Source organism: Nonomuraea turkmeniaca (assembly GCF_005889735.1).
In the GTDB taxonomy this organism is placed as follows: domain Bacteria; phylum Actinomycetota; class Actinomycetes; order Streptosporangiales; family Streptosporangiaceae; genus Nonomuraea; species Nonomuraea turkmeniaca.
This window is the reverse complement of the sequence record NZ_VCKY01000022.1, coordinates 48,953-74,931: the sequence shown is the minus strand read 5'-3', so window position 1 is coordinate 74,931 and position 25,979 is coordinate 48,953. Positions and strand designations below refer to the sequence as shown.

At 69.5% G+C, this 25,979-nt stretch carries 27 protein-coding genes, 1 tRNA gene and 2 riboswitches; of the genes, 15 read left to right on the top strand and 13 right to left on the bottom strand.

Going from position 1 to position 25,979, the window contains the following annotated elements; translation table 11 throughout:
• Window positions 1-29: 29 nt before the first annotated feature.
• Window positions 30-1,922: a DUF3352 domain-containing protein gene (locus ETD86_RS09500; RefSeq protein ID WP_138665740.1), complete on the bottom strand. Its 1,893-nt coding sequence runs from the start codon at window positions 1,920-1,922 to the stop codon at window positions 30-32.
• A gap of 84 nt (window positions 1,923-2,006) precedes the next feature.
• Window positions 2,007-2,330: a PRC-barrel domain-containing protein gene (locus ETD86_RS09495; RefSeq protein WP_138665731.1), complete on the bottom strand. Its 324-nt coding sequence runs from the start codon at window positions 2,328-2,330 to the stop codon at window positions 2,007-2,009.
• Window positions 2,331-2,440: 110 nt separating this feature from the next.
• Here ETD86_RS09495 and ETD86_RS09490 point away from each other — a divergent pair, with 110 nt between their 5' ends.
• The 3 genes from ETD86_RS09490 to ETD86_RS09480 all read left to right on the top strand — a co-directional run bounded on the left by ETD86_RS09490 (window position 2,441) and on the right by ETD86_RS09480 (window position 4,899).
• The gene (locus tag ETD86_RS09490) at window positions 2,441-3,232 is read left to right on the top strand and encodes a thioesterase family protein (RefSeq protein WP_138665730.1); all 792 of its coding nucleotides are present in this window, start codon (window positions 2,441-2,443) and stop codon (window positions 3,230-3,232) included.
• A gap of 93 nt (window positions 3,233-3,325) precedes the next feature.
• Entirely contained in the window at window positions 3,326-4,150 is an 825-nt protein-coding gene (gene murI, locus ETD86_RS09485; protein ID WP_138665729.1) for a glutamate racemase, read from the top strand.
• Window positions 4,147-4,899: an MBL fold metallo-hydrolase gene (locus ETD86_RS09480; protein WP_138665728.1), complete on the top strand. Its 753-nt coding sequence runs from the start codon at window positions 4,147-4,149 to the stop codon at window positions 4,897-4,899. The genes murI and ETD86_RS09480 overlap by 4 nt, the downstream gene beginning before the upstream one ends.
• On the opposite strand, the gene ETD86_RS09475 is transcribed toward ETD86_RS09480, so the two are convergent.
• Window positions 4,884-6,137: an MFS transporter gene (locus tag ETD86_RS09475; RefSeq protein ID WP_138665727.1), complete on the bottom strand. Its 1,254-nt coding sequence runs from the start codon at window positions 6,135-6,137 to the stop codon at window positions 4,884-4,886. The two genes, ETD86_RS09480 and ETD86_RS09475, sit on opposite strands and share 16 nt — an antisense overlap.
• A gap of 53 nt (window positions 6,138-6,190) precedes the next feature.
• Here ETD86_RS09475 and rph point away from each other — a divergent pair, with 53 nt between their 5' ends.
• The 3 genes from rph to ETD86_RS09460 are packed head-to-tail and all read left to right on the top strand — an operon-like array spanning window position 6,191 to window position 9,227.
• A complete protein-coding gene (gene rph, locus ETD86_RS09470; protein ID WP_138665739.1) occupies window positions 6,191-6,910 on the top strand; it encodes a ribonuclease PH in 720 nt (239 codons plus the stop codon).
• The gene (gene rdgB / locus ETD86_RS09465) at window positions 6,907-7,500 is read left to right on the top strand and encodes an RdgB/HAM1 family non-canonical purine NTP pyrophosphatase (RefSeq protein ID WP_138665726.1); all 594 of its coding nucleotides are present in this window, start codon (window positions 6,907-6,909) and stop codon (window positions 7,498-7,500) included. The genes rph and rdgB overlap by 4 nt, the downstream gene beginning before the upstream one ends.
• A 35-nt stretch (window positions 7,501-7,535) precedes the next feature.
• The gene (locus ETD86_RS09460; RefSeq protein WP_342779251.1) at window positions 7,536-9,227 is read left to right on the top strand and encodes a molybdopterin-dependent oxidoreductase; all 1,692 of its coding nucleotides are present in this window, start codon (window positions 7,536-7,538) and stop codon (window positions 9,225-9,227) included.
• 21 nt (window positions 9,228-9,248) lie between these two features.
• On the opposite strand, the gene ETD86_RS09455 is transcribed toward ETD86_RS09460, so the two are convergent.
• A complete protein-coding gene (locus ETD86_RS09455) occupies window positions 9,249-9,743 on the bottom strand; it encodes a hypothetical protein (RefSeq protein WP_138665725.1) in 495 nt (164 codons plus the stop codon).
• Window positions 9,744-9,777: 34 nt separating this feature from the next.
• Window positions 9,778-10,377: a DUF6286 domain-containing protein gene (locus tag ETD86_RS09450; RefSeq protein ID WP_138665724.1), complete on the bottom strand. Its 600-nt coding sequence runs from the start codon at window positions 10,375-10,377 to the stop codon at window positions 9,778-9,780.
• A gap of 136 nt (window positions 10,378-10,513) precedes the next feature.
• Here ETD86_RS09450 and ETD86_RS09445 point away from each other — a divergent pair, with 136 nt between their 5' ends.
• Window positions 10,514-11,707: an amino acid deaminase/aldolase gene (locus ETD86_RS09445; RefSeq protein WP_138665723.1), complete on the top strand. Its 1,194-nt coding sequence runs from the start codon at window positions 10,514-10,516 to the stop codon at window positions 11,705-11,707.
• Window positions 11,708-11,735: 28 nt separating this feature from the next.
• On the opposite strand, the gene ETD86_RS09440 is transcribed toward ETD86_RS09445, so the two are convergent.
• Entirely contained in the window at window positions 11,736-12,068 is a 333-nt protein-coding gene (locus ETD86_RS09440; RefSeq protein ID WP_138665722.1) for a DUF3618 domain-containing protein, read from the bottom strand.
• 158 nt (window positions 12,069-12,226) lie between these two features.
• On the opposite strand from ETD86_RS09440, the gene bcp reads away from it, so the two are divergent.
• From bcp to ETD86_RS09425, 3 genes are all read left to right on the top strand, one after another.
• On the top strand, window positions 12,227-12,715 hold the full coding sequence (gene bcp, locus ETD86_RS09435) for a thioredoxin-dependent thiol peroxidase (RefSeq protein ID WP_138665721.1): 489 nt from the start codon (window positions 12,227-12,229) through the stop codon (window positions 12,713-12,715).
• Window positions 12,716-13,223: 508 nt separating this feature from the next.
• Window positions 13,224-13,325: an HNH endonuclease gene (locus tag ETD86_RS59985; protein ID WP_211369931.1), complete on the top strand. Its 102-nt coding sequence runs from the start codon at window positions 13,224-13,226 to the stop codon at window positions 13,323-13,325.
• Window positions 13,316-13,388 (top strand) — tRNA-Leu (locus tag ETD86_RS09425). Before ETD86_RS59985 ends, ETD86_RS09425 begins: the two co-directional genes overlap by 10 nt.
• Window positions 13,389-13,408: 20 nt before the next feature.
• Here the strand turns inward: ETD86_RS09425 and ETD86_RS09420 are convergent.
• Entirely contained in the window at window positions 13,409-13,936 is a 528-nt protein-coding gene (locus ETD86_RS09420) for a hypothetical protein (RefSeq protein ID WP_138665720.1), read from the bottom strand.
• A gap of 164 nt (window positions 13,937-14,100) precedes the next feature.
• Here ETD86_RS09420 and ETD86_RS09415 point away from each other — a divergent pair, with 164 nt between their 5' ends.
• The 4 genes from ETD86_RS09415 to ETD86_RS09400 all read left to right on the top strand — a co-directional run bounded on the left by ETD86_RS09415 (window position 14,101) and on the right by ETD86_RS09400 (window position 19,284).
• Complete coding sequence (locus tag ETD86_RS09415; protein ID WP_138665719.1) at window positions 14,101-15,270, top strand: sensor histidine kinase; 1,170 nt, start codon at window positions 14,101-14,103, stop codon at window positions 15,268-15,270.
• A gap of 14 nt (window positions 15,271-15,284) precedes the next feature.
• Window positions 15,285-15,935: a response regulator transcription factor gene (locus ETD86_RS09410; protein ID WP_211369925.1), complete on the top strand. Its 651-nt coding sequence runs from the start codon at window positions 15,285-15,287 to the stop codon at window positions 15,933-15,935.
• Between the two features lie 117 nt (window positions 15,936-16,052).
• A complete protein-coding gene (locus ETD86_RS09405) occupies window positions 16,053-16,793 on the top strand; it encodes an ABC transporter ATP-binding protein (protein WP_138665718.1) in 741 nt (246 codons plus the stop codon).
• A 1-nt stretch (window position 16,794) separates the two neighbouring features.
• Window positions 16,795-19,284, top strand: coding sequence for an ABC transporter permease (locus tag ETD86_RS09400; protein WP_138665717.1), 2,490 nt, complete (start codon window positions 16,795-16,797; stop codon window positions 19,282-19,284).
• Window positions 19,285-19,437: 153 nt separating this feature from the next.
• Here ETD86_RS09400 and ETD86_RS09395 read toward each other — a convergent pair whose 3' ends face one another.
• From ETD86_RS09395 to gcvT, 5 genes are all read right to left on the bottom strand, one after another.
• A complete protein-coding gene (locus ETD86_RS09395; RefSeq protein WP_138665716.1) occupies window positions 19,438-19,707 on the bottom strand; it encodes a hypothetical protein in 270 nt (89 codons plus the stop codon).
• Window positions 19,704-20,411 (bottom strand): toxin glutamine deamidase domain-containing protein, encoded by a 708-nt coding sequence (locus ETD86_RS09390; RefSeq protein ID WP_138665715.1) that lies wholly within the window; start codon window positions 20,409-20,411, stop codon window positions 19,704-19,706. Before ETD86_RS09390 ends, ETD86_RS09395 begins: the two co-directional genes overlap by 4 nt.
• 767 nt (window positions 20,412-21,178) lie before the next feature.
• Window positions 21,179-22,555, bottom strand: coding sequence for an L-serine ammonia-lyase (locus ETD86_RS09385; protein WP_138665714.1), 1,377 nt, complete (start codon window positions 22,553-22,555; stop codon window positions 21,179-21,181).
• Between the two features lie 57 nt (window positions 22,556-22,612).
• Complete coding sequence (gcvH, locus tag ETD86_RS09380) at window positions 22,613-23,002, bottom strand: glycine cleavage system protein GcvH (protein ID WP_138665713.1); 390 nt, start codon at window positions 23,000-23,002, stop codon at window positions 22,613-22,615.
• Entirely contained in the window at window positions 22,999-24,084 is a 1,086-nt protein-coding gene (gcvT, locus tag ETD86_RS09375; RefSeq protein WP_138665712.1) for a glycine cleavage system aminomethyltransferase GcvT, read from the bottom strand. The genes gcvH and gcvT overlap by 4 nt, the downstream gene beginning before the upstream one ends.
• A gap of 34 nt (window positions 24,085-24,118) precedes the next feature.
• Window positions 24,119-24,214: riboswitch (glycine riboswitch) on the bottom strand.
• A riboswitch (glycine riboswitch) is annotated at window positions 24,215-24,313 on the bottom strand.
• Window positions 24,314-24,407: 94 nt separating this feature from the next.
• On the opposite strand from gcvT, the gene ETD86_RS09370 reads away from it, so the two are divergent.
• On the top strand, window positions 24,408-25,244 hold the full coding sequence (locus ETD86_RS09370) for a hypothetical protein (protein ID WP_138665711.1): 837 nt from the start codon (window positions 24,408-24,410) through the stop codon (window positions 25,242-25,244).
• Window positions 25,245-25,267: 23 nt separating this feature from the next.
• Here the strand turns inward: ETD86_RS09370 and ETD86_RS09365 are convergent, their stop codons facing one another.
• Window positions 25,268-25,972 carry a gamma-glutamyl-gamma-aminobutyrate hydrolase family protein gene (locus ETD86_RS09365; RefSeq protein WP_342779249.1) on the bottom strand — a complete coding sequence of 235 codons (705 nt, stop codon included), beginning with the start codon at window positions 25,970-25,972 and terminating at the stop codon, window positions 25,268-25,270.
• Between the last annotated feature and the right edge of the window lie 7 nt (window positions 25,973-25,979).

Below are 25,979 nucleotides of genomic sequence, written 5' to 3'. Positions count from 1 at the left end.
GTCCGGGACCGGCCGCCCTCTCGTTTCGCTCAGTTGAACAGGACCCGCATCGAGAACGTCGCCTCGGTGTCGGTCGTCGTGCCGCTGATGCCGACGGCCTTCAGCACCCGCAGGTTGGCCTTGTCGTCGCCCTGCATGTCCTTGAGGTAGAGGTTCTCCACCTTGTCCAGGTCGACGAAGAGTGCCGACGTGGCCTCGCCCGCGTTCGGGATCGCGGTCTGGAACGTCTCCGAGTCGGCCAGCGTGCCCTCCTCGGCCAGCTTCTTGGCGTACTCGTCCGTCGTCGCCACCGTGAAGACGCCGTCTCCGGCGACCTTGGCGATCTGCGGAGCGGGCTGCCCGCTGGAGGTCATGGCCTGCTGGATCTTGTCGAGGATGGCCTGCGCCTTGGCCGGGTCGGTGGCGATGCGCACGCCGCCCTTGATCTGGTTGCTGTCCAGGCCCTGGCTGTCCACCGCGATCGTGAAGTTCTTGCCGAAGAACGTGGCCAGGTCACCCGGCAGCTCCAGGCCGAACTGGGTCTTGGCCTGCTCGATGAGCTGCTTGATCTCCGCGGAGCCGCTCGCAGCGGCCTGCTTCTCGATCTCGGACCACTGCTTGGTGACGATCTGGTCCAGGCCGGAGATCGACAGGGCGCCTGCCGTGGTGGCGGGCAGGGTGCCGAGGTTGGCCTTGGGCAGGTCACCTTCGGGTGCCATTCCCTTGGCGCCGCGCACCGTGCCGGCGAGCTCGACGTAGGCGCTGTCGAAGCGCAGGGCGCCGGCGAACCTGGCGTCCTTGACCTGGTCGATCGCCGACTGCTGCTCGGCGGTCAGTTCCTTCTTGGCCAGGTCGATCAGGCCGCCCATGTCGGCCCAGAACGACAGCACACCCTGCTCGCCGACCGCGCCCATGTCCTCGGCGAACTCGGCGTTGTCGGCCAGGCTGCCCTCGGCCTTGGCGTACTTGTCGGCCAGTGCCTGGGTGGCGGTGAGGAGCGCGTAGTCGTCGCGGAAGGCGATGCCGTACTTGCCGCCCTCCATGAGCTTGCGGATGCCGGCCTTGGCCTGCTCCTGGTCCTTGACCTGGACGGCCACCGCGAAGTCGGGCTCCTCCTTGCCGGAGGGAACGGCGGCGAAGCCGACCCTGCTGCCCAGCCACGGGTCGACGTCCTTGGCGAAGTCGATCTTGCTGTCGGAGTCCTTGTTGATCGTGTCGAACAGCGCCTTGCGCGGGTCCTCGCCGGTGAAGGAGTCCTTGGTGACCGTGAACTTCCTGGCCAGCTGGAACAGCGCCAGCTTCTGGTTCGCGGCCGGGTCCAGGTCGAGGCGGGCGTAGGCGATGGAGTTGACGGGCAGGACGTCGTTCGGCTGCGTGCCGCCGCCGCCGATGGCGCCCACAGCCCACACCGCGCCGCCGCCCAGCAGCACCACCGCGAGTGTCGCGGCGGCCGCGATCACCCAGCCCTTGCGGCTCTTCTTGGCCGGCTCGGCCGGGCCGTAGCCCTCGGGGCCCTGCTGCTGCCATCCGGCCTGCGCGTACTGGCCCTGCTGCCAGCTCTGCTCCTGCTGCCAGCCGCCCTGCTGCAACTGCTCCTGCTGCCAGTTCCCTTGGGCCTGCTGCCCGTAAGCCGGCTGCTGCTGCCCGTAAGCCTGCTGCCCGTAAGCCTGCTGTCCATAGCCCTGCTGTCCATAAGCCTGCTCGCCGTATTGCGGCTGCTGCTGCCCATAAGCCTGCTGACCGTATTGCGGCTGCTGCTGGCCATATGGCTGCTGGCCGTACGCGCCCTCCTGGCCGTGGGACTGCTGACCGTGAGCCCCCTCCTGGCCGTGGGACTGCTGCGGGGGGTAGGGCTGCTGCGGGGGATAAGGCTGCCCCTGGTTCCAGTTGTACGCCGTGGTCCGGTCAGGATCCTGGCCGTAGGGGGGATTATTCGCAGACATCACTCAACTCACAATGTGGACTTTTAACCACAGAGAACGTAGCTGAAGATGCTTGTCGGCCGCTTGCAATGTGCTGGATTGGGATCAGGTCCTGCTGAGCTCCTTTCTGAGCACGTCGATATGCACCTCGCCGCCTGTGTAGTCGGCGACGCTCGACCACGGCACGAACGTGCATCCTGCGTAGACCATCCGCGCCAGCGCGCGGGAGAGCCAGGGCACGCGCCCGTGGCGGTCGCGGGTCAGCCCGAGGAGCGGGGCGCGCCGGGTCGACACGACGAGGCCGCAGATGGTGTGGCTCTGCTGGATCTCGCCCTTGTGCTTGACCATGCGGACGTCCACGACGTGACCGACCCACACCCCGTTGCAGTCCCAGACGGACTGACCTATGAGTTCGGTGACTCTTGCCATGATCAAACTTTCCCAGCCTGACCACGTTTTCGCAGGTAGGCGCGCTGATTGGGCGCATGTCATAGAGTATGGGGCTACCAGAATATAGTTCCGGGCTTGAGGTGGAGCGGATGACCAAGTTCGACGAGGCCACGCAGGCGATCAGGGTCGACGACGGCACGTACGACGTGTGCATCGACCCCGGATACGCCATCGGCGGCCCGCTCAACGGCGGCTACCTCATGGCGGTCATCCTGCGTGCGGCGGTGGACGCCTCGCCCTTCGAGCATCCGGTGAGCACGACCGCGCAGTTCCTCAAGGCGCCGGTGCCGGGACCGGCTCAGGTCAGGGTGGAGCCGTTGAAGGCCGGCAGGACGGCCGCCTTCGCCCGGGCGACGCTCGTACAGGACGGCGTGGCGCAGATCGAGAGCTTGATCACGACGGCCACGCTGAATGATGTTGAGCCGGTTTATGCCGAAAAATCGGCGTATGACATGCCGGCCCTCGAGGACTGCGCCAAACTCCCCGACCCCAAGCCCGAATCCGGCATGACCCTGAACGCCCAGATGGAGCTGCTCTTCGACCCGCCCACGATCGGCTGGCTGAAGGGCGAGCCCACCGGCCGGCCCGAGTCGCGGGCCTACTTCAGGATGGCCGAGCCGCAGGACCCGGACCCGTACGTGCTGGCGCTGGCCGTGGACTGTCTGCCGCCCGTGGTGTTCTCGGCGGGGGCACGCGGCTGGGCGCCCACCGTGGACCTCACCTGGCACCTGCGCGCGCTGCCCGCGCCCGGCTGGCTGACCCTGCTCGGCAGCGGCCGGCTGGTCGTCGACGGCTGGTTCGACGAGGAGGTCGAGGTGCGCGACTCCACCGGCCGCCTGGTGGCCCAGGCGCGTCAGCTCGCACGGGTGGGCAGGGGCTGATGTGAGCAATACAACACTGCTTCAAGCTCACGTGTCGCACCTGTGAGGATTCTTACGCAGTGTTGATCGTGCAGGTCGCTTACCCTCTGAAGCGTGCCGGACACGAGTATTGGGATCTTTGACAGCGGGGTCGGCGGCTTGACGGTCGCCCGAGCGATCCTCGACCAGTTGCCCCACGAATCGATCACTTACGTGGCCGACACGGCCCGCCAGCCGTACGGGCCGAAACGCATCGCGGAGGTCCGCGCCTACGCCCTGGAGGTGATGGACCACCTCGTCGAGCACGACGTCAAGATGCTCGTGATCGCGTGCAACAGCGCCAGCGCCGCCGTGCTGCGCGACGCCCGCGAGCGTTACGACGTGCCGGTCGTCGAGGTGATCCAGCCCGCCACCAGGCGCGCGGTGCGAGCCACCCGCAACGGGAAAGTCGGCGTGATCGCCACCAGGGCCACCATCGAGTCCATGGCCTATCACGACGCCTTCACCGCGGCTCCCGACGTGCAGCTCACCGGCGTGGCCGCCCCACGCCTGGTGGAGTACGTCGAACGAGGCGAGACGATGAGCGACGAGCTCATCGAGGTCGTGCGCGACTACCTGGAACCCGTCAGGGCCGCCGGGTGCGACACTCTCATCCTCGGCTGCACCCACTATCCGCTGCTCGCCGGCGCGATCTCCTACGTCGCCGGTGATGAGGTCACGCTGGTCTCCAGCGCGGACGAGACGGCCAAGGACGTCTACCGGATCTTGCACGACCGCGAACTGGCGGCCGGCAGCGAGGCCACCCCCCGGCACCGCTTCCGCGCCACCGGCGACTCCCTGCTCTTCGCCCGGCTCGGGCAACGCTTCCTGGGCCCGGAGATCGATGCGGTCGAAGTCGCACCAGTGGGGGGTACTACCTTTAACGGGAGGCCCACATGAAGGTGACCATCGTCGGATGCTCCGGTAGCTACCCCGGGCCCGACAGTCCCGCGTCCTGCTACCTCCTCGAGGCGGAGGGGTTCAGGATGCTGCTCGACCTCGGAAGCGGGTCGCTGGGCGCGCTCCAACGCCACATCGGCCTGTACGAGGTGGACGCGATCTGCCTGTCCCACTTGCACGCCGACCATTGCCTGGACATCTGCGGATATCACGTGGCGCGGACGTACGGGCCGAAGGCGCCGTACCCGGTCGTGCCCGTCTACGCGCCCGCCGACGCCCCCGCGCGGCTCTCGGCCGCGTACGGCATGCCGGACGAGCCCGGCCTGGAGACCGCGTTCGACTTCGTGCCGCTGGAGCCGGGCGCGTACGAGATCGGGCCGTTCACCCTCACTGCGGGGCTGGTCAACCACCCCGTCGAGGCGTACGGCTTCCGCGTCGCCGCCGGCGGCAAGGCCGTGGCCTACTCCGGGGACACCGGCGAGTGCGACGAGCTGGTGAGGCTGGCCGCGGGCGCCGACCTCCTGCTGTGCGAGGCGTCGTTCGTCGAGCAGCCGGACCTGCCCACCGACCTGCACCTGACCGGCCGCCAGGCCGCCGAGCACGCCGCCAAGGCCGACGTCGGCCGGCTCGTGCTCACCCACCTCGTCCCATGGAACGAGCAGGCCACGGTGCTCCGCGACGCCTCCAAAGGCGGGTACGACGGCCCGTTCGAGCTGGCCCGCAGCGGCGCGGTCTACGACCTGGCCTGAACCTCGTCGAAGTCACGAATGCGGGGCAGCGGGGAGAACAGCAGCGGCACGAACGTCAGCACCCTGCCCGCCAGGAACACCCACAACGTCTGACGTACGCCGACCTGCTGGGCGACGAGGCCGCCGAGCAGCGCGCCCAGCGGCATGGCGCCCCACACCACGAACCGCACCGAGGCGTTGACCCGGCCGAGCAGGTGCTCGGGGGTCACCGTCTGCCGGTAGGTGATCTGCCCCACGTTCGACAGGGCAGCGCTCCACGACAACATGATCGAGGTGATCGCGAAGCACACCACCCGCCAGTCGGCCTGCGTCATGGGTAACAGCAGGCTGAAGGGCGCCCCCACCGTGACGGCCAGCCAGGTCATCCTGGCCGTGCCGTACTTCCTGGACAACCAGCCCCCGGTCAGGCCGCCGATCAGGCCGCCGAGCCCGCCTGACATGAGCAGCACCCCGATGACGCCGGGCGTGAGACCGACCTCCCCGGCCAGGAACAACACCGACAGGCCGAGCACTCCGCTGACGCAGAGGTTGCCGATCGTCGACGACGCCACGAACATGCGCATCAGCCGGTCGTTCCAGACGTACGCGAGCCCCTCGCCGATCCCGCGCAGGAGGGGCGGGCGCTCGGCCGCCGCGGGCACCTTGTCCGGAGCCCTGATCGAGGACAGGAAGAACACCGACCCGAGCGCGCCCAGCGCGGTGGCGGCCATCGTGCGCGACGCGCCGAGCAGCTGCACCAGCGCGCCTCCCAGGCCGGGTCCGCTCAGGGTCGCCGCCGAGCGCACCGCCTCCAGCTTCGCGTTGCCGTCGCTGAGCTGCTGGTTGCTGATCAGCTTGGGCAGGTACGTCTGATCCGCCACGTCGTTGAAGACCTGGGCCGCCCCGGCGAGCAACGCCACCGCGAACATCATCTCGATCGACAACACGCCCAGCTCGGCCGCCACCGGAATGCTCCCGAGCAGCACGAACCTGGCCAGGTCGGACACCATCATCACGCGCCGGCGGCGCATCCTGTCGACCCACACCCCCGCGGGCAGGCCGATCAGCAGATAAGCGGCCGTCTGCAACGAGGCGAGCAGGCCGACCTCCGCGGGGCCCGCGTGCAGCACGAGCACGGCCACCAGCGGGAGGGCCACGCGGGAAATATTCGCGCCGACTTCGTTGGAGACGTGCGAGCTGAGGAAGCGAAGGAAGTCAGGGTTCCGCAACACCCCCGTTGTCATTGCGTAAGGATCCATGTGTCGGACACATTTGGTCAAGAGCGTTGTGGCTCGGAGATAGGGTGATCTGCATGTCCAGACAGGATGGCCGCAACCCTGACCAGCTTCGCCCCATCACCATCACCAGGCATTGGCTCGCCCACGCCGAAGGCTCGGTGCTGGTCGAATTCGGTGGCACCAAGGTGTTGTGCGCGGCTTCGGTCCAGGACAGTGTGCCGCGCTGGCGGAGAGGCAGCGGTCAGGGCTGGGTTACGGCGGAATATGCCATGCTTCCGCGCGCGACCAATACCCGTAACGATCGCGAATCGGTCCGCGGCAAAATCGGCGGCCGCACTCACGAGATTTCGCGGTTGATCGGACGTTCGCTCCGCGCCTGCGTCGATTACAAAGCGTTGGGGGAAAACTCCATTCTGCTCGACTGCGATGTGCTGCAGGCCGACGGCGGCACCAGGACCGCCGCCATCACCGGCGCCTACGTCGCGCTGGCCGACGCGGTCGCCTGGATGCGCGAGCGGCGCATGTGCCCCGGCGACCCGCTGATCGGCTCGGTCTCGGCGGTCTCCGTCGGGGTGGTCGGCTCGGTGCCGATGCTCGACCTCTGCTACACCGAGGACGTCGCCGCCGAGACCGACATGAACGTCGTCATGACAGGGGAGGGCAGCTTCGTGGAGGTGCAGGGCACCGCCGAGGGCGCCCCCTTCGACCGCGGCGCGCTCGACCGGCTCCTCGACCTGGCCGTGGTCGGCTGTGAGGAGCTCAGGCTGATCCAGCAGGAGGCCCTGGAGTCATGAAGATCGTGCTGGCCACCCGCAACGCGGGCAAGATCGCCGAGTTGCGGCGCATCCTGTCCGGGTTCGACATCGTGGGGCTCGAGGAGTTCCCCTCGATTGGCGAGGTCGCCGAGACCGGGGTGACGTTCGAGGAGAACGCCCTGCTCAAGGCGCACGCGGTTGCCCAGGGCTCCGGCCTGCCCGCGGTCGCCGACGACTCCGGGTTGTGCGTCGACGTGCTCAACGGCATGCCGGGTGTCTTCTCCGCCCGCTGGTCGGGTCGGCACGGTGACGATCAGGCGAACCTCGATCTGCTGCTCGCCCAGATCTCCGACGTGCCCGCGGACAAGCTGACCGCCCATTTCGCCTGCGCCGCCGCCCTGGCGCTGCCGTCGGGCGAGTTCCGCGTGGTCGAGGGCACGCTGCCGGGCCGCCTCGTCACCACGCCGCGCGGGTCCAACGGGTTCGGCTACGACCCGATCCTCGTGCCCGACGGGCACGATCGCACGACTGCCGAGATGTCGCCCGAGGAGAAGGACGCCATCAGCCATCGGGGGCGGGCCTTCCGGGCGCTGGCGCCGATCGTGCGTGATCTCGTAACCGACGTGTAAGAACCCGGCGGTGGAATGCGGCGTAGCGTCGCATTGTGCAGAGGAATGAGCTGGTGCCCCGCTGGGCGGGCGCCGTGGCGGGATTGGTGTCCGGGGGCGTGGCCCTCGGGATGGCCCTGCTCGTGGCCGGGTTCGTCAGGCCTGAGGCGTTTCCCGTCCTCGCCGTGGCCGATGCCACGGTGGATCTGTCGCCCCAGCCGGTCGTGGACTTCGCGAAAGAGACGCTCGGTTTCTACGACAAGCCGGTGCTCGTCGGCGGGGTGCTGGTGGTGCTGGCCGGGGTCGCCGCCGCCATCGGCGTGCTGTCCACGCGGCGGCTCGCCTACGGCTTCGCGGGGCTGGGCGTGTTCGGGGTGGTCGGGGTGCTCGCGGTGGTGACCCGGCCGGACAGCACCGGGGTGCTGGACGCCCTGCCGACCCTGGCAGGAGTGGCAGCCGGCGCGTGGATGCTCTCATGGCTGGTACGGCGGGCGGCGGGCGAACCCGGCACCCAGACCTCTGCCGCCACGGCTCACGGCACTCATGCGGCCGATGCGACCGCTCCTGGTGCTCAGGCGGCTGCCGGCACTGCTCCTGGTGCTCAGGCGGCTGCCGGCTCCGCTCCTGGTGCTCAGGCGGCCGATGCGACCCCTCATGGCACCACGGCGGCGGGCCGGGACGCGTTCGATCGGCGGCGGTTGCTGACCGGGGTCGCCGGCGGCGTGGCGGTCGCCGGTGCGTCCGCCCTGCTCGGGTGGCAGATCGGCGACCGGCGGACGGTGAGCGCCGCTCGGGTGAGGCTGGCCCTGCCCAAGCCCGCGACTCCCGCCAAGCCCATCCCGGTAGCCGCAGACTTCCGCATCAGCGGCTTGTCGCCGTTCATCACGAAAAATCAGGATTTCTACAGGATCGACACCGCCCTGATCGTCCCTCAGGTCGACCCGAACCAGTGGACGCTGCGCATTCACGGCATGGTCGACCGTCCCATCGAGCTCACCTACGCCGACCTGCTCAAGATGCCGCTCACCGAGGCCGACGTCACGCTCACCTGCGTCTCCAACGAGGTCGGCGGCGACCTGGTGGGCAACGCCCGCTGGCTCGGCGTCCGCATGGCGCAGGTGCTGCGCCAGGCGGGCCTGCAGGCGAACGCCGACATGCTGCTGTCCACCTCCGCCGACGGCTTCACCTGCGGCACCCCGGTCGACGTGGTCATGGACGGCCGCGACGCCCTGTTCGCGGTGGCGATGAACGGTGAGGCCCTCCCCGTGGACCACGGCTTCCCGGTACGGCAGGTGGTACCCGGCTTGTATGGATACGTGTCGGCCACCAAGTGGGTGGTGGACATCAAGGTGACCAGGTTCGACAGGGACGAGGCGTACTGGACTCCGCGCGGATGGTCGGCCAAGGGCCCGATCAAGACCCAGTCGCGCATCGACGTGCCCAAGCCGCAGGACTCGCTGAAGTCGGGGCGTACCACGATCGCGGGTGTGGCGTGGGCCCAGCACACAGGGATCGACGCCGTCGAGGTACGGGTGGACAACGGCGAGTGGCGCCAGGCGCGGCTGGCCGAGGTCCCCGGCCCCGACACGTGGCGGCAGTGGTCACTCGACTGGGACGCCACGCCTGGCCGGCACACGATCCAGGTGCGGGCGACCGATGCCGCCGGACACACCCAGACCGAGCAGCCGGCCCCGCCCGCCCCCGACGGGGCGACCGGCTGGCACACGCTCACGGTGCAGGTGACCTAGCACCCGGCTGCTACCGGCGGGCTATCGGCGCACGTGCAGCCGGACGAGCGTAGGGGTCTCGTCGTCGTACACCTCGCGGCGGATCTTCCCCACGATGTCGTTGTCCAGCTTGCTCACCACGGCCCCCACGTCGGTCGCCGCCGGGCAGGACAAGGCGACGTGTATGCCGTCCTGGCCGACCCGCACCCCGGCCCGAGCCAGCCCCTCCACGCCTTTGAGGCCGACGTACAACATGGCAGTGCCCGTGCCGTTGCGGGCGCCGCGGCGGCCCCAGCCCAGGCAGAGCAGCAGCCAGCGGAGGGCGGAGAGGGACAGCAGGAGCAGGGCCAGCGCCAGGGCCCACAGCAGCCAGGGCTCGGTGGCCAGGGCGTGGGAGGCCTGGGCGGGGAGGATCTTCGTGTGCGATGGCAGGCCGGAGAGACGGTCGTGCCCGCGGAGCCAGGCGTACGCGCCCAGGCCTGCCAGCGTGCCGCCCACGATGGCCAGGCCGATGCGGTTGCCGGTGTATTGACGCATCACAGCACCTTCCCGGCCCGTTCACGGATCCCCATCACGGGCCCTTTCTGCGCAGGCGGACCACGACTTCACCGGCGCCGAGCGTGCCCACACCGGCCAGACGGTCGCCGACCGCGGTGCCGACCTGCCGGAGCATCGAGCCCGAGCTCTCCGACCCGGTCATGACGGTGACCTCGATGGTGCGCCTGCGCAGCCGTACCCGGGCCTTGTCGACCCCGGCCACCTGCTGGGCGGCCGCGCGCAGCGTGCGGCGGAGTCCGGAGCGGGTGATGCCGATGACGATCAATGGGTCGGTGTTCTGCACCGGCACCAGCCTGCAGCGGCCCGGCACGATCGCGAGCGACAACATCAGCGTGCCCGCGCCCGCCATCGCCAGCGCGGCCGTGGCCGACTGCCGCCATGTGGTGTCACCGGCCAGTTCGATGAGCTCGTTCACGGGGACCCAGCCGAGCGGGTGCCCGAGCAGCGCCGCCACCACCTCCGCCGCGGTCGCACCCAGCCCGGCGGCCAGGGCGAGCGACACGACGGCGCCCGGGAGGGTACGCGCCGGCCTGAGCGCCCTGCTCGCCCTACGCAGCCCGGAGTCTTGCGTGGTGGCGGGGGCACTGGGGCGTTGCCGCTGAAGCGTGGTCATCACAACGACAGACGTACATGGGGCGCACATGGCCTGAACCGACCCTCGCCGCCGATTTGCCCGAACATTACGGGGAACCGAACGAATATGAATCACCCTCATATTCATTTGCCCCATATGCCGTTACCCTGCTCGTATGGACGACCGCCTGCGGTACGACCGCGCCACTGCGGCTCTGGAGCCGCCGCTCGCGATCCTCGACCTGGCGGCCATGCGCGCCAACGCGGCCGATCTCGTACGGCGGGCGGCCGGCAAGCCGATCCGGGTGGCCAGCAAGTCGGTACGCAGCCGCGAGGTGCTCGAACGTGTCCTGGCCCTGGACGGCTTCCGCGGCATCATGGCCTTCACGCTGCCCGAGGCGCTGTGGCTGGCCGGCCACGGCTTCACCGACATCCTCGTGGCCTATCCGACGGCCGACCGGCACGCTCTGGCCACGCTGGCCGGGGATTCTCAGGCGGCCAGGCACATCACGGTGACCATCGACTCCGTGGCTCACCTGGACTTCATCGAGGCGGCCGTGGCGGCGGCCCGGCCCCGTGCGGAGATCCGGGTGTGCATGGACATCGACGCCGCATTCATCGCGTTCGGCGGGAAATTCCGGGCGGGAGCTCTCCGGTCGCCCATCCGCGAACCCGAGCAGGCCGCCGACCTGGCCGCCGCCATCGCGAAACGACCGGGCTTCCGGCTGGCCGGGCTGCTGGCGTACGAGGCCCAGATCGCCGGCGTCGGCGACGCGCCGCCAGGGAAGGCCGCCTACTCCCGCCTCGTCCGCTTCATGCAGGCGCAGTCGGCCAGAGAACTCGTCATGAGGCGCGGGCGCATCGTGAACGCCGTGCGCCAGATCGCCGACCTCGAGTTCGTCAACGGCGGCGGCACCGGCTCCATCGAGCGGACCGTGCGTGAGAAGGCGATCACGGAGGTGGCCGCCGGCTCCGGCCTGTTCCATCCCCGGTTGTTCGACTTCTATCGGGGCTTCACCGGCCACCCCGCAGCGTTGTTCGCGCTGCCCGTGGTGCGCCGGCCGGGCCCGAGCACGGTGACGGTGCTCGGCGGCGGCTACGTGGCCTCCGGACAGGCGGGGCCGAGCCGGTTGCCGCAGCCATACCTGCCCGCCGGCCTGCGGTACAGGCCCGACGAGGGCGCGGGCGAGGTGCAGACGCCGCTGCTCGGCCAGGCGGCCGAGGACCTGCGGATCGGGGACAGGGTGTGGTTCAGGCACGCCAAGGCGGGCGAGCTGTGCGAGCGCTTCGACACGCTGCACCTGGTGGACGGTGACACGCTCGTGGAGTCGGCGCCCACGTACAGGGGTGAGGGCCAGACCTTCCTCTGAAGCCCGGCCCCTCCTCCCCACGCACAGGTCAGGGGCGGCGGCGACGACGGCGCCAGAGCACGACGGCCGCCCCCACGACCAGCGCCGCACCTACCCCGATCAGCACCGGAGCCAGGTTGGGCCGATCTTCCTCCCACACCCCATCGGGGGTGTCGGCATATTCGACCGGCTTCGGCGTCATCCCAAGGGCATCGCCCACGGACGCCACGAAATGCCCGGCCCTGCTCTTGACGTCGGCCATCGTACGCTCGGCGACCCGCTTGGGGCTCACCCGGTCGGCAATGGCGTCGACCGTGTGAGCCAACTCCGCGCGCGTACGCGCGATCCGCCGCTCCAGCTCGTCGGGATCGGTGTCAGCCATGGCTCTCCTTTCGACCGTACGCGGGGCCGCGCCCGCTCCGCGTGCCGTGCGAGCTCCGTCCGTTCTGGTCGTGATCAGTCTGTCAGGTCGTCGCACCGCACGGCACGGCGGCCGGGCCGGTAGCCGGTAGGTTTGCGGGGGAGAGCTCAGGAGGCCCCGTGACCGATACCAAGCAGACCGAAACCAAGCTCGCGCCCGGCGACGCCGCGCCCGAGTTCACGCTACCCACTGCCGACGGCGGCGCCGTCTCGCTCGACGCCTACCGCGGCAAGCGGGTGATCCTCTATTTCTACCCTGCCGCGATGACGCCCGGCTGCACCAAGCAGGCCTGTGATTTCCGCGACAACCTGGCCCAGCTGACGGATGAGGGTTTCGTGGTGCTCGGCGTGTCGAAGGACAAGCCGGAAAAGCTCGCCAAGTTCGCCGAGCGCGACGCGCTGACCTTTCCCCTGCTGTCGGACCCCGACCTGGCCGTCCACCAGGCGTACGGGGCGTACGGCACGAAGAAGTTGTACGGCAAGGAGATCGTGGGCGTCCTTCGCTCGACGTTCGTCATCGACGGGGAAGGCAAGATCGAGCAGGCGCTCTACAACGTGAAGGCCACGGGGCACGTGGCTTCGCTGAAGAAGAAGCTGGGACTGGCCTGACCTCCGCCGCGGGCCCTCCTGAGAGGGCCCGCATTCTGAATTGCGGCAAAACGACGGAATTAGGCAGATGCGGCGGCGCCTATTTCGGTCCAGGAAATGTCGGTGACGTTTTCTAGTCTTGTCTCATGGCGGCATACATCAAGTATTCACGCGAGCTGCTCGCTGAAGCGGCTGCCGAGTCACGCAGTGTAGCGGACGTTCTTCGGCGCCTGGGCATCAAGTGGACGGGCGGAAGCCATGCCCACATCAGTCGAAGGTTGAAGCACTTCGAGATTGACACCTCCCACTTCGTCGGCCAAGCCCATGGCAAAGGGCGGCGTTCTCCCAGCCTGCGCCCCTATCAAGAGGTTCTCGTGCCACGCCCGTCAGGTTCCATCCGGGAGAAGGCGCCGACACTTCGCCGCGCCTTGCGCGAAGCAGGGCTCCCATACACCTGCGCAGGCTGTAAGATTGGCGGTACGTGGCAAGGAAGGCCGCTGACGCTCCACGTCGACCACATCAATGGTGACTGGCTGACAATCGGATCGATAATCTGCGCTTTCTGTGCCCGAACTGTCATTCCCAAACCGAGAACTTCGCCGGTAAGGGAAAGACGAAGCAGGGGCCGTAGCCCAATGGCAGAGGCGCAGTCTTTAGGTGGCTGTTAGTGTGGGTTCGAATCCCACCGGCCCCACAAGTTCATGATGGACATGCTCAACCGGTGCTGGTCGGCTCCGTATTGGGCCGGACTCTCATGTCGAACGGCGCCTCGCAGACGATGTCGTCCCCGGTGTCCTGACAGAGCTCATTGAGCTGATCCGGGACCACGAAGCGCTTCGGTCTCCAGTCGGGATATTCCACGTACACGCCGTGACGCTCGTGTCGGTCACCCAGGTTGCTCACCACTGCCACCGTGGTGCCCCCGATCATAGCGCCCAGGACGAGGCCGATCAGGCCGGCGCCGGCGATCTGGGCCGGCTTCTGCCGGATGAAATCGCGGAAAGAGGTGTCGGCACGCCGGTAGGAGGAGTCCGAGCCGGGCAGGGTGTGCGCGGCCGAGGTGTAGTCCTGGCCGACGTGGGGGCCGGGGCCTGGGGGGATCTCGCCGTACTTCAGGTTGGACTGGTCGGGGTACACGTCCGTGTCGCGCTCGGTCGAGGGGGCCGCAGGCTCCTCCCGGGCGGGGTCGCGCGGTGCTTCCTCTTCACCGCGCGACCCGGCGTCGCGATCATGATCCGCCATCACGATCTCCCTTTACTCGCCCACTGGAGGGGCGCTCCCGGTGTAGAGAATGCCCAAACCGCCGTAAGACCCGCGTAAGCCTTCGCCATGTGCGACCTGGGTCGTACGCGCACTTCCCCCTGGAGGCGGACCAATGGCGGTTCCGGCTTACATATCGTGAGGATGTGTTCGGCAGGGTACGGGCGTGGTCCAGACGCCATGAGAAGCTGGCGGGCGGCCTCCGGGTCGCGCCCTTAGCCGGGTTGTGCGCGATCCTCGCGGTGCCGTTCGTGATCAACACGTCGCCGGACGGTGGCCAGTATGTCGGCGCGGCCGGTTACCTGTTGCTGTCGGCGCTGCTCCTGGCGCCGCTGCTCTGGCAGAATCGGCCGCTGGCCGCGTTCTCGGCCATCTCGCTGATCTGCTTCGGCCAGTGGTTGGCGGACGTCGACCTGCTGCCGGCCAACCTCTCGGTGCTGGTGGCGCTGTGGGCGGTGGCCTACCAGTGCTCGTTCCGCTGGGCGCTGGCGGCCGGCCTGGTGGCGGAGCTGGGGATGTTCATGGCGCTGGTCAGCTGGGACACGCCCACGTTCGGGATGTTCTTCAGCGGGTCGATCTTCGTGATCACGATCTGGCTGACCGGCCTGTACGCCAACACCCGCCGCCGCTACCTGGAGGGTCTGGAGGAACGCGCCGAGCGGGCCGAACGCGAGCGGGACCAGCAGGCCAGGATGGCCGCCGCGGCCGAACGCGCCAGGATCGCCAGGGAGTTGCACGACGTCGTGGCCCACAACGTCAGCGTGATGGTGGTGCAGGCCGACGGCGCGGGCTTCGCCATGGACAGCGACCCCGAGCAGGCCCGCCAGGCTGTCAGGACCATCTCCAAGACCGGCCGGGCCGCGCTCGCCGAGATGCGCAGGCTGGTCGGCGTGCTGCGGGAGAACGAGCACGGCGACACCGACTACACCCCGCAGCCGGGACTGGCCCAGCTGGAGGAGCTGGTACGCGGCTCGGCCGTGCCCACCCGCCTGCGGGTCGCCGGCGTGCCCAGCGAGCTGCCCGAGGGCCAGCAGCTCGCGATCTACCGCATCGTCCAGGAAGCCCTCACCAACACCCTCAAACACGGCGGCCCGGGCGTCCAGGCGGTCGTGGAGATCGAGTACGGCGGTCCCGACCTGGTCGTCCGCGTGACCGACGACGGCAGGGGCGCCGCCTCCCCGCAGAGCCCCGACGGTCACGGGCTGATCGGCATGCGGGAGCGGGTCGGCATGTACGGCGGCGCGGTGTCGGCGGGCCCGCGCTCTGGCGGCGGCTTCGAGGTGCTGGCCAGGTTGCCCATGGTCAAAGCGGCATAGGAGGAGGCGGCCTGGTGATACGCGTGATGCTGGTCGATGACCAGGAGCTGTTGCGCGCCGGCTTCAGGATGGTGCTCGGAGCGCAGCCGGACATCGAGGTGGTCGCCGAGGCCGGTGACGGGGCGGCGGCCCTGGAGCTGCTGAAGACCATCGAGGTGGACGTCGTGCTCATGGACGTGCGCATGCCCCACATGGACGGCGTCGAGGCGACCAGCCGGATCGACGGGCCGAAGGTGCTGATCCTGACGACGTTCGACCTGGACGAGTACGCGTTCGCGGCGGTCAAGGCGGGCGCCGCCGGTTTCCTGCTGAAGGACGTGCCGCCGGCCGATCTCGTCAGCGCCATCAGGCACGTGCACGCGGGCGACGCCGTGGTGGCGCCTCCCACGTTGCGGCGCATGCTGGAACAGTTCGCCGCTCAGCTGCCGTCGGGGGAGCGGGTCAGGACGGCCGACCTGACGCCCCGTGAGCAGGAGGTGTTGCTCATGGTGGCGCGCGGCCTGTCCAACATGGAGATCGCGAACCAGCTGGAGGTCGCGGAGGCGACGGTGAAGACACATCTGGGGCGCGTGCTGGCCAAGCTGGGGTTGCGGGACCGGGCGCAAGTGGTGGTGTACGCGTACGAGAGCGGCCTGATCGTGCCGTCCCATCGACCGAAAGTCTGACCCGGGTCATCTGGAGTCCTACGAGAAGTCCCTCCTCAGGACCCATGGATCGAGAGATTTTCACTCCTAGCGTGGTTGGCGTTGATCTCGTCCGCTCGTCCGCGACAAGGAGTGAAAGTGACGCTCACCCAGGCCCCGCCTGCCGTGGTAGCCACGAATCTGACCAAGGTGTACGGCCACGGCGACGCCGAGGTGCACGCTCTGCGGGGGGTGAACGTGACCTTCGCGACCGGGGCGTTCACCGCGATCATGGGCCCGTCCGGCTCCGGCAAGTCCACGCTGATGCACTGCCTGGCCGGGCTCGACACCGCCACCTCCGGCACCGTGCACATCGGCGACGTGGAGCTGACCGGGCTGACCGACCGGCAGCTCACGCTGCTGCGCCGTGAGCGGATCGGCTTCGTCTTCCAGGCGTTCAACCTGCTGCCCACGCTGACCGCCGAGCAGAACATCCGGCTGCCGCTCGACATCTCCGCCCGCCAGGCCGACCAGGTGCTGCTCGACCGGGTGATCGACACGGTCGGGCTGCGGGACCGGCTGGCGCACCGGCCGACCGAGTTGTCCGGTGGCCAGCAGCAGCGTGTGGCCATGGCCAGGGCGCTGATCAGCAAGCCCCAGGTGATCTTCGCCGACGAGCCGACGGGCAACCTGGACTCGCGCAGCGGCGCCGAGATCCTGTCCTTCCTCCGCACGTCCGTACGCGAGCTGGGCCAGACCATCGTCATGGTCACGCACGACCCGGTCGCGGCCGCGTACGCCGACCGAGTGGTCTTCCTGCGCGACGGCGAGCTGATCACCGAGATCGCCGCGCCGACGCCGCAGTCCGTGCTGGACACGCTCGTGAAGCTGGAGGCGTGAGGTGCTGAGGACGGCAGTGGCCGGGCTGCGCGCGCACCGGCTCCGGTTGTTGCTCACCTCGCTGGCGATCATGCTGGGGGTGGGGTTCATCGCGGGCACGTTCGTGCTGAACGACACCATCCAGGCCGGCTTCTCCCAGCGGGTCACGGCCGACGCCGGCAAGGTCGACGTGGCCGTCCTGCCCAAGGACCCCGACGGCGTCCTGTCCGAGAAGATCGTGGAACGGATACGCGCCGTCGAGGGCGTGACCGAGGCACAGGGCCTGATCCGGGAGCCCGCGCCGCTCGTCGGCAAGGACGGCAAGGTCGTGGGCAGCGTGCCCACCACGGCCGTCTCGATCGTGCGTGGACCGCTGGACCGCACCGCGATCGTCTCCGGCTCCGGCCCCGGCACGGACGACCAAGCCGCCGTGCTCGACGAGAACACGGCCAAGGCCCAGAAATTCCAGATCGGCGACACGATCACGGTGCTCGATGGCAAGCAGGCCGAGCACCGGTTCAAGCTCGTCGGGCTCCTTGATCCCGGCGTCGACCAGCAACTCGCGTATACCGGCGTCGTCGGCTTCACCACGGCCACCGCGCAGCGGATGACCGGCGCGAAGGGGTATCGCGAGATCGACGTCGCGGGCCAGGCCGCGGGGCTCAAGCAAGCCGTGGCGGCGGCCGCCGGCGGTGGGGCCGTGGTCAAGACCGGTGATGAGCTGGCCGCCGATCTGGCCGATGCGGCCGGGTTCGAGATGCGGACCCTGACCGTGGGGCTGCTGATGTTCGGCGCCGTGGCGATGATGGTGGCCGCGCTGGTCATCTACAACACGTTCGGGATCCTCGTCGCGCAGCGGACCAGGGAGATGGCGTTGCTGCGGTGCATCGGGGCGACGCGGGGGCAGGTCTTCGGCTCGATCGTGCTGGAGTCGGTGGTGGTGGGCCTGGTCGCCTCCGCGTTCGGCCTGGTCATCGGGTACGGGCTGGCGGCGCTCGCGCTCGCGGTCCTCGGCGCGTTCGACGTCCAGCTGCCCACCGATGCGGCCGTCACGCTGGCGCCGGCCACGATCGCCATCGGCCTGGCCGTGGGCCTGGTGGTCACGGTGTGCGCGGCGCTGCTTCCCGCCCGGTCGGCCACGCGAGTGCGGCCGGTCGCGGCGCTGCGTACGCAGGTGGCGGAGCAGACGTACCGCACCGGGGTTATGCGCTGGGTCTTCGCGGTGCTGTTCCTGCTGGCCGGGATGGGGACGACCGGCTTCGGCGTGTGGGGGATGCCGCCCGGCGAGCCACCCACCCTGATCGTCGTGATGGCCGGCGGCGCCCTGACCTTCCTCGCTGTGCTGATCCTCGGGCCGGTGCTGGTCAAGCCGCTGAGTGCGGCGGTGGGCTGGATCCCGGCCCGGCTGTTCGGCGTGCCGGGACGGCTGGCGGTGGACAACTCCGCGCGCAACCCCACGCGGGCGGCCACCACGACCGTCGCGCTCACCATCGGGGTGACGCTCATGACATTGATCTCGGTGCTCAGCGCGTCCACGCGGGTGACCGTGTGGACCAAGCTCGACGAGCAGTTCCCCGTCGACTACATGCTGGCCACGCAGGGGCGCGAGGGCGGCGTGCCCCGGTCGGTGGCGGAGGGGCTGCGCGGCAAGCCGGAGCTGGCGTCGGTGCTGCAGGTCCGCAAGACGCCGACGAAGGTGGACGGCCGGAGCTACGACATCGGCACCTACCGCGGGGCCGTCACACCCGAGGTCGTCTCCGGGGCCATGGCCGGGTTGTCCGCCGGCGAGGTGGCGCTGCTCGACTACGCGGCCAAGGAGCTGGGCGTGACGGTCGGCGACACCGTGCGGGCCAGGACCGACCTGGCGGGGACCGTGCCGTTGCGCGTGGTCGCCGTGCTGAACGGCACCAACTCCACGCTGCCGGCCCTCACCGTTGGCGAGCAGCCCTTCGACACGTACTTCGACCGGCTGCCCGACTCCGTCGTGATGATCAATATCCGTGACGGCGTTCCCGCCGAGCAGACCCGTGCGATGGTGGAGGCCGCCATCGCCGCCCACCCGACCGTTCAGCTGGCGAGCTCGACCGAGATACGAGGCCAGTTCGACGAGACTCTGGACATGTTGTTCATGATCATCACCGGTCTGCTGGGACTGGCGATCCTCATCTCGCTGCTGGGCATCGCGAACACGCTGTCGTTGTCGGTCCACGAACGCACCAGGGAGTCCGCGCTGCTGCGGGCCCTCGGGCTGACCCGGCCGCAGCTGCGCCGGATGTTGTCGATCGAGGCGCTGGTGCTGGGGCTGATCGGGGCGCTGGTCGGGGTCGTGCTGGGCGGTGTGTTCGGGTGGGCGGCCGTGATGGCGATGCTGGACGGGGCCGTGTTGTCGGTGCCGGTGCCGCAGATCGTGCTGTTCGTGGTGTTGTCAGGGGCGGCGGGTGTGCTGGCCGCTGTGCTCCCGGCCCGCCGTGCGGCCCGGGCCTCCATCGTCGGGGCGCTCGCCACCGGCTGACCGGGACAAAAGGCCAATTAAATGGATAAAACCGAAAAAATCGGATAGAGGGTACGCGCCGCGCTCAGGCTGCCCGGACATACCCGCGGCCCGCGCGCCGAAGGGTCGGGCGTCTTATGGGGGCGGCGCCCGGCCCTTCACCTTGGCGCCCGCTCATCGGGGGACGGGGCCCGGCCACAGCTCGGCCACCGTTTCCGGATCGAGCAGCGGCCGGGCCACCACCTCACCCGTGGCCCGGTCGATCACGATGCACCCACCGCCGACCGTCTCCGGCAACCTGCCGGGATCGTCGGGATCCAGCTCCCGCACCCAGGCGACATATCCGTCATGGAATCCGAAAATCCCCACGGGGAGCGCCTCGTCCAGGGGGCGCACCCCGTTGAAATACTCCTCGGCCAGCGCCCGAGCCTGATCCAGGTTCATCGCGGCCGCCCCTGCCGGTCGAGTATCACGCAGAACACCCCCGTCACGGTCGTGTAGGGAGGCTCGACGGACATGTGACCCCGTTGCGCGTCGATCCAGATGACCTCACCGTCGGCGTTGACCGCGTTCCAGGCGTGGGTCCCGCCTCCCGGCCAGCGCACCACGATGACCGCACAGGCCCCGTGCCCGGCCTCGATCAGCCGCCCCGCGATCATCGGGTACGCGTGCCGCCCCTGCCCGGCGTACTCCAGTCGCTGCCCCACCCACCGCTCGATCCTGGCCCGGCTGCCCCGCTCGCCGGCCAGCAGCGGGCGCCCGATCCTGTCGTACTCGGGGAGCCTGGGCGCGGCGGCGGCCGGCTCGCCGTGCCAGGTGGACAGGACCGCCAGCGCGCAGTCGGCGGCGTTGGAGGCCCGGAACGGGTCGTCGGCCGGCCCGCCGCCGTTGATGAGCCGTATCCAGGTGCCGCGGGGGTCGGGGAAGCGGCTGCCCGGGGGCAACGCCTCGATCAGGTCCCGCTCCACCTGCGGATCCGGGTGTGCGAGCCCACCCGGCACACCGTACGGGCGGCATTCGGCCAGCCTGGGGGGCCGGTGCGGCCGCTCGAACCAGTCGCCCTCCACGACCCGCTCGGCGGGCGCGTCCAGAATGTCGAACGCCCGATGGGAGGTCGCGGCGGCGCCGCGACCACTGCTCGACGACACCGCGCGGGATTCGCCTGGGAGCGCCGCACACGGGCCGGCCGGAGGTGTAAGACGGGACACGGAGGACGGAGGCGCAGGCCGGGATCCGGCCGGAGGCGTGGCTCGGGAGTCTGCCGGAGCCGCAGGGCGCGAGTCGGCCGCAGGTGCCAGGCCGGTCTCGGCGTCGGGCGCCGCACGGCATTCGACCAGGGGCGCCGGAGCGGATCTGGCAGGGGGCGGCGCATCGCCAGGCCGGCCCGTGCCAGGCGCGTCCACAAGCTCCGGCACGTCGAGAGGCTCTAACGTGGCCGCGCCTTGGAAACCCCCGCCCTCGGGCATGGACGCGGCGTCCATTTCAGCGGCCCGTTCATAGTCGAGCCACCGCACTCCCTCCCCGACCGCGGGGTTGTAATGCCCCTCGGGAAGGACCCACCGGACACTCGGCTTGCGCTCGCGGAACACGGCCTGCCTCCTGTCATCCTCGGTGACCGATCGTAGAGGAGTCGTCACTCACGGGAGGCGAAGTCGGGAAGATTCGGCGCTTGAACCACCAGTCGTACCTGGGCAAACAGGTCCAAGTGCACCCGGTTACGTTGACGGTTGGCCCCGCTGTCTCCTCGTAGTGGTAGCGGGCCGATGCCCTCGTACGGATCACGCAGGCTCTCCTCGATGAGCCGGCTGGGTTGGTGCCTGACGCATTGCACTGTGGTCCGAGGCAGTGATCATCGCGCCCTCATCCCCCGGCCATGTGAGGTTGCCACCGCACAGCCGGGGTGCGATTGGTCGGATCAGCACTCGATCACGTTGACGGCCAGCCCGCCTCGCGAGGTCTCCTTGTACTTGTCCAGCATGTCCCGGCCGGTGTCCCGCATCGTCTTGATGGCCTTGTCCAGGGCCACATAGTGCTTTCCGTCGCCGCGCAGGGCGATTCGCGCCGCTGTGATCGCCTTGTTGGAGGCGACCGCATTACGTTCGATGCACGGGATCTGGACCAGGCCGCCGATCGGGTCGCAGGTCAGGCCCAGGTTGTGTTCGATGCCGATTTCGGCGGCGTTCTCCACCTGCTCGGGCGTGCCGCCCATGACCTCGGTGAGGGCGGCGGAGGCCATGGAGCAGGCTGAGCCGACCTCGCCCTGGCAGCCGACCTCGGCCCCGGAGATCGAGGCGTTCTCCTTGAAGAGGACGCCGATGGCGGCGGCGGTGAGGAGGAAGCGGACGACGCCGTCGTCGTCGGCGTGGGGGACGAAGCGGGTGTAGTACGTCAGGACGGCCGGGATGATGCCGGCGGCGCCGTTGGTGGGGGCTGTGACGATGCGGCCGCCGGCGGCGTTCTCTTCGTTGACCGCCAGGGCGAACAGGGTCACCCAGTCCATGGCCTGGAGCGGGTCCTTCTCGGGGGGCTCGGTCTGCAGGCGGCGGTAGAGCTGGTTGGCGCGGCGCTTGACCTTGAGGCCGCCGGGCAGGACGCCCTCCTTGGCGATGCCGCGGCGGACGCAGTCCGACATGACGTGCCACAGGTTGAGGATTCCGGTGCGGATCTCCTCCTCGGTGCGGCCGAAGGCCTTCTCGTTCTCCAGCACCAGTGCCGAGATCGACAAGCCCGTGTTCGAGCAGTGTTTGAGGAGCTCCTCGCCTGTGGTGAAGGGGTACGGGAGCACGGTGTCGTCGGGCTTGATGCGGTCGGCGCCGGTGGCCTTCTCGTCCACGACGAAGCCGCCGCCGACCGAGAAGTAGACCTTCTCGCGCAGTTGCTCGCCGGAGGCGGAGAAGGCGGTGAAGCGCATGCCGTTCGGGTGTTCGGGGAGGGAGATCTTGCGTTCGAAGATCAGGTCCTCGCCGACGACGAAGGGGATCTCATGGGTGCCGTAGAGGGCGACCGTGCCGGACGCGCGCATCGCGGCCAGGCGGTCGTCGATCGTGTCCACGTCCACGAGCTCGGGCTTCTCGCCCGACAGGCCCAGCAGGACGGCCTTGTCGCTGCCGTGGCCCTTGCCGGTGAGGCCGAGTGAGCCGTACAGGATGGCCTTGACGCGCGCCACGCGCGGCAGGAGGCCGTCCTCGTGCAGGCCGCGGGCGAACTTGTGGGCGGCCGCCATCGGGCCCCCCGTGTGGGAGCTGGAAGGCCCGATGCCTATCTTGAAGAGGTCGAAGACGCTGATCGCCATTGATGGGGCGCCCTTCGTGCTAGGCCGGGGCCCGCGATCGGGCCCCGGCAAAATGGGTCAGGACTCGCCTGAGGTGAGCCCGGCGTACTCCTCGGCGGACAGCAGGTCCCGCGGGTCGCCTTCCACGCGGACGCGGAACATCCAGCCCTCGCCGTACGGGTCGCTGTTGACGAGCGACGGGTCGTCCGCGACGGCCTGGTTGATCTCGACGATCTCGCCGCCGACAGGCGAGTAGATCTCACTCACGGACTTGGTCGACTCCACCTCGCCGACGGAGTCGCCGCCCTCGACGTTCGAACCGACATCGGGGAGCTGCACGTAGACCACGTCACCGAGGGCCTCGGCGGCGTAGGCCGTGATGCCGACGGTCACGGTCAGCCCGTCATCGAGCCCGGCCACCCACTCGTGCTCCTTGGTGTAGCTCAGCTCGTCAGGGATGTTGCTCACTTCTTCCTCCTGTAAAAGGGCAGCTCTACCAGGTCCATAGGTTCTTGGCTGCCCCGGATGTCCACAGCCAGGCCTTCTTCGACGCCGGTGTCCACGTAGGCCATCGCGATGGGCTTGCCCAGGGTCTGGGAAGGCGCACCGCTGGTGACCTCGCCGACGACGGCGCCGTCTTTGGTGACCGGGTAGCCATGGCGCGGCACCCGGCGGCCCCGCGCGACCAGGCCGACGAGGCGGCGCCGCGGCGGGTCGTCCTTGACCGCCTCGAGCGCCGACCTGCCGACGAAGTCGCCGGGCTTGTCGAATTTCACCACTCTGCCCAGCCCCGCGTCGAACGGGGTGAGCTCGACGCTGAGCTCGTTGCCGTACAGCGGCATGCCTGCCTCGAGGCGGAGCGTGTCGCGGCTGGACAGGCCCGCGGGCTTGATCCCGTACGGCTCGCCGGCCGCCATGAGGGCGTGCCAGAGCGGCGCGGCGTCCTCGTTCGCGACGAAGAGCTCGAAGCCGTCCTCGCCGGTGTAGCCGGTACGGGCGATCAGCGCCTGCCGGCCGTCCACCACGCTGGGCAGGCCCGCGTAGTACTTGAGACCGTCGAGGTCGGCGCCGGTGAGGGTGGCCAGAATCTCCTGGGAGCGCGGGCCTTGGACGGCGATCAACGCGTACTGGTCGGAGCGGTCATCGACGACCACGTTGTACGCCTTCGCGCGCTCCTTCAGCTCATTTCCGACTTTTTCGTAGTTCGAGGCGTTCGCTACCACCATGAACTCCTCGTCCCCGAGCCGGTAGACGATGAGGTCGTCGAGCACTCCGCCCTGCCCGTTCACGATCATGGTGTATCTGGCCCGACCGGGCGTCAACGCCGACAGATGTCCGACCAGCGCGTAGTCCAGGGCCTGTCCGGCCTGCGGGCCCGTCAGGAAGATCTCTCCCATGTGGGAGAGGTCGAACAGCCCGGCCGCCTGCCGGACGGCGTTGTGCTCCGCGGACTCGCTGCCGTACCGGAGCGGCATGAGCCACCCCGCGAAGTCGGTGAGCGTGGCGCCGAGGCTCTCGTGAACGTCTCGTAGCGGTGTCGGTCGGGACATTTATCGCACCTCAGGACAGGATCGGATGCCAGCATCCTCCCCCTCTGTCATCGATGCCTGAGAGCTTCGCCCGGGTTTTGCCGGACTTTCACCTTCGGCGAGGCCCACAGGCCTGCTTTCCAGAGGTCACCTCGTCCGTGCGGTCCTTTGCCTTGAGAGGTTCGCGGGGAGGGCTTGCTCCTTCAGGGACCCTGACCGGCTTGTCAGGGTGCTCTCCCGCACGGTTTCGTCGGTGATGTCCGCAAGCCTAGTGCCGTTGTGGGGGTCTTGTCGCGTACGGGCCTTTCGTGAACCGCTCGGGTGGCGCCGACGTTTGAGTGGGCATGAATCGGCGAATGGCGGCGCTCGGACTCGTGGCCGCTCTGACCATCACGTCCTGCGGCGACCAGCAGGCCACAGTGCAGCCGGCTCGGTACGAGGCCAGCCTGACGGTGCTCGAAGGCGGTGGGCACGGCCCGCAGTTGTGCATGGTCGTGGCCGAGTCGCTCCCGCCGCAGTGCGGCGGCCCCGATGTCGTCGGCTGGGACTGGAGCAAGGTGAAGCACGAGTCGCTGCGCGGGGTGAAGTGGGGTGAGTACCGGGTGGTCGGGACCTGGGACGGCGCCAGGCTGACCCTGACGGAGCCGCCGGGGGAGCCGGTGCGGCGCCAGGAGGGTCCGGACGGCCACGACAGGTTCGCGAGCCCGTGCCCCGAGCCCGCGGGCGGCTGGCGGCCCGTCGAGCCGGCGAAGACGACCGAGCGGACCATGAACGAGGCGATCGAACGGGCCAGGACGGCCGAGGAGTTCGCGGGCGCCTGGATCGACCGGCTCGGGCCAGAGCCCGGCCCCGAGCAGGAAGAGACCCTCGACGCGCGTAAATACGTGGTCAACCTGAGGTTCACCGGCGAGTTGCAGGGCCGGGAGGCGTGGATCCGCGAGGTGTGGGGCGGCGCGCTGTGCGTGACCGGCGCCCGGCACGGCGAGGCCGAGTTGCAGCGCATCCAGCGGGAGGCCGAGGCCGCGGTGGGCGACGGCCTCGTGTCGGCGTCCACCGATGAGATCTCGAACCAGGTGAAGGTGAGCACCTGGCTTGCCGGCGACGACCTGCGCCGCACGTTCGACCAGAAGTACGGCGCAGGTGTCGTCGTCTTCGACAGCGTGCTCAAGCGCGTCGGCTAGCGGCCGGCCGCCCGATGGCGTGCTCAGCCCGTCCGCTGACGGCAGGCGGCCACGAAGGTTTCGAAGATCGCGCAGTCCTCGGCCGCCTCCGGGTGCCACTGCACGGCCATCGTGAACGGCCCCGAGTCCGTTTCGACCGCCTCGATCGTGCCGTCCTCGGCGGTGGCGGTGACCGTGAGACCGGCGGCGAGACGGTCGATGGCCTGGTGGTGGTAGTGCGGGACCGTCACGGGTTCCGTGCCCAGCGCCTTGGCCAGGCGCGTGCCCGGCACGGGGACGACGGGCAGCGGGCCGAAGCGGCCGGGCGCGGGGGAGTGCCCCTCGTGCCCGACCACGTCGGGGAGGTGCTGGTGCAGGGTGCCCCCGAGGGCGACGTTGAGCACCTGGAGGCCGCGGCAGATCCCCAGGTACGGCAGCCCGGCGTCGAGTGCCGCGCCCAGCAGGGCGAACTCGGCCTCGTCCCGGAACTTGCGGACGTAGCCGACCTTCTCCCCGGGCTCCTCGCCGTACCTGGCCGGATCGATGTCGCCCCCGCCGGCCAAAATGAGCCCGTCCAGTCGCTCGACCAGCCGCGCCGGATCGCCGGCCGGCGGCAATACGACCGGCTGCCCGCCGGCGCGGACGACCTGCTCCACGTACATGTACGGCAGCAGCGCGACGGTCATGTCCGCCCACACCGTGAACTTCGCCGGCTCGACGTAACAGGTGATCCCGATGACCGGACGCACGATTCCT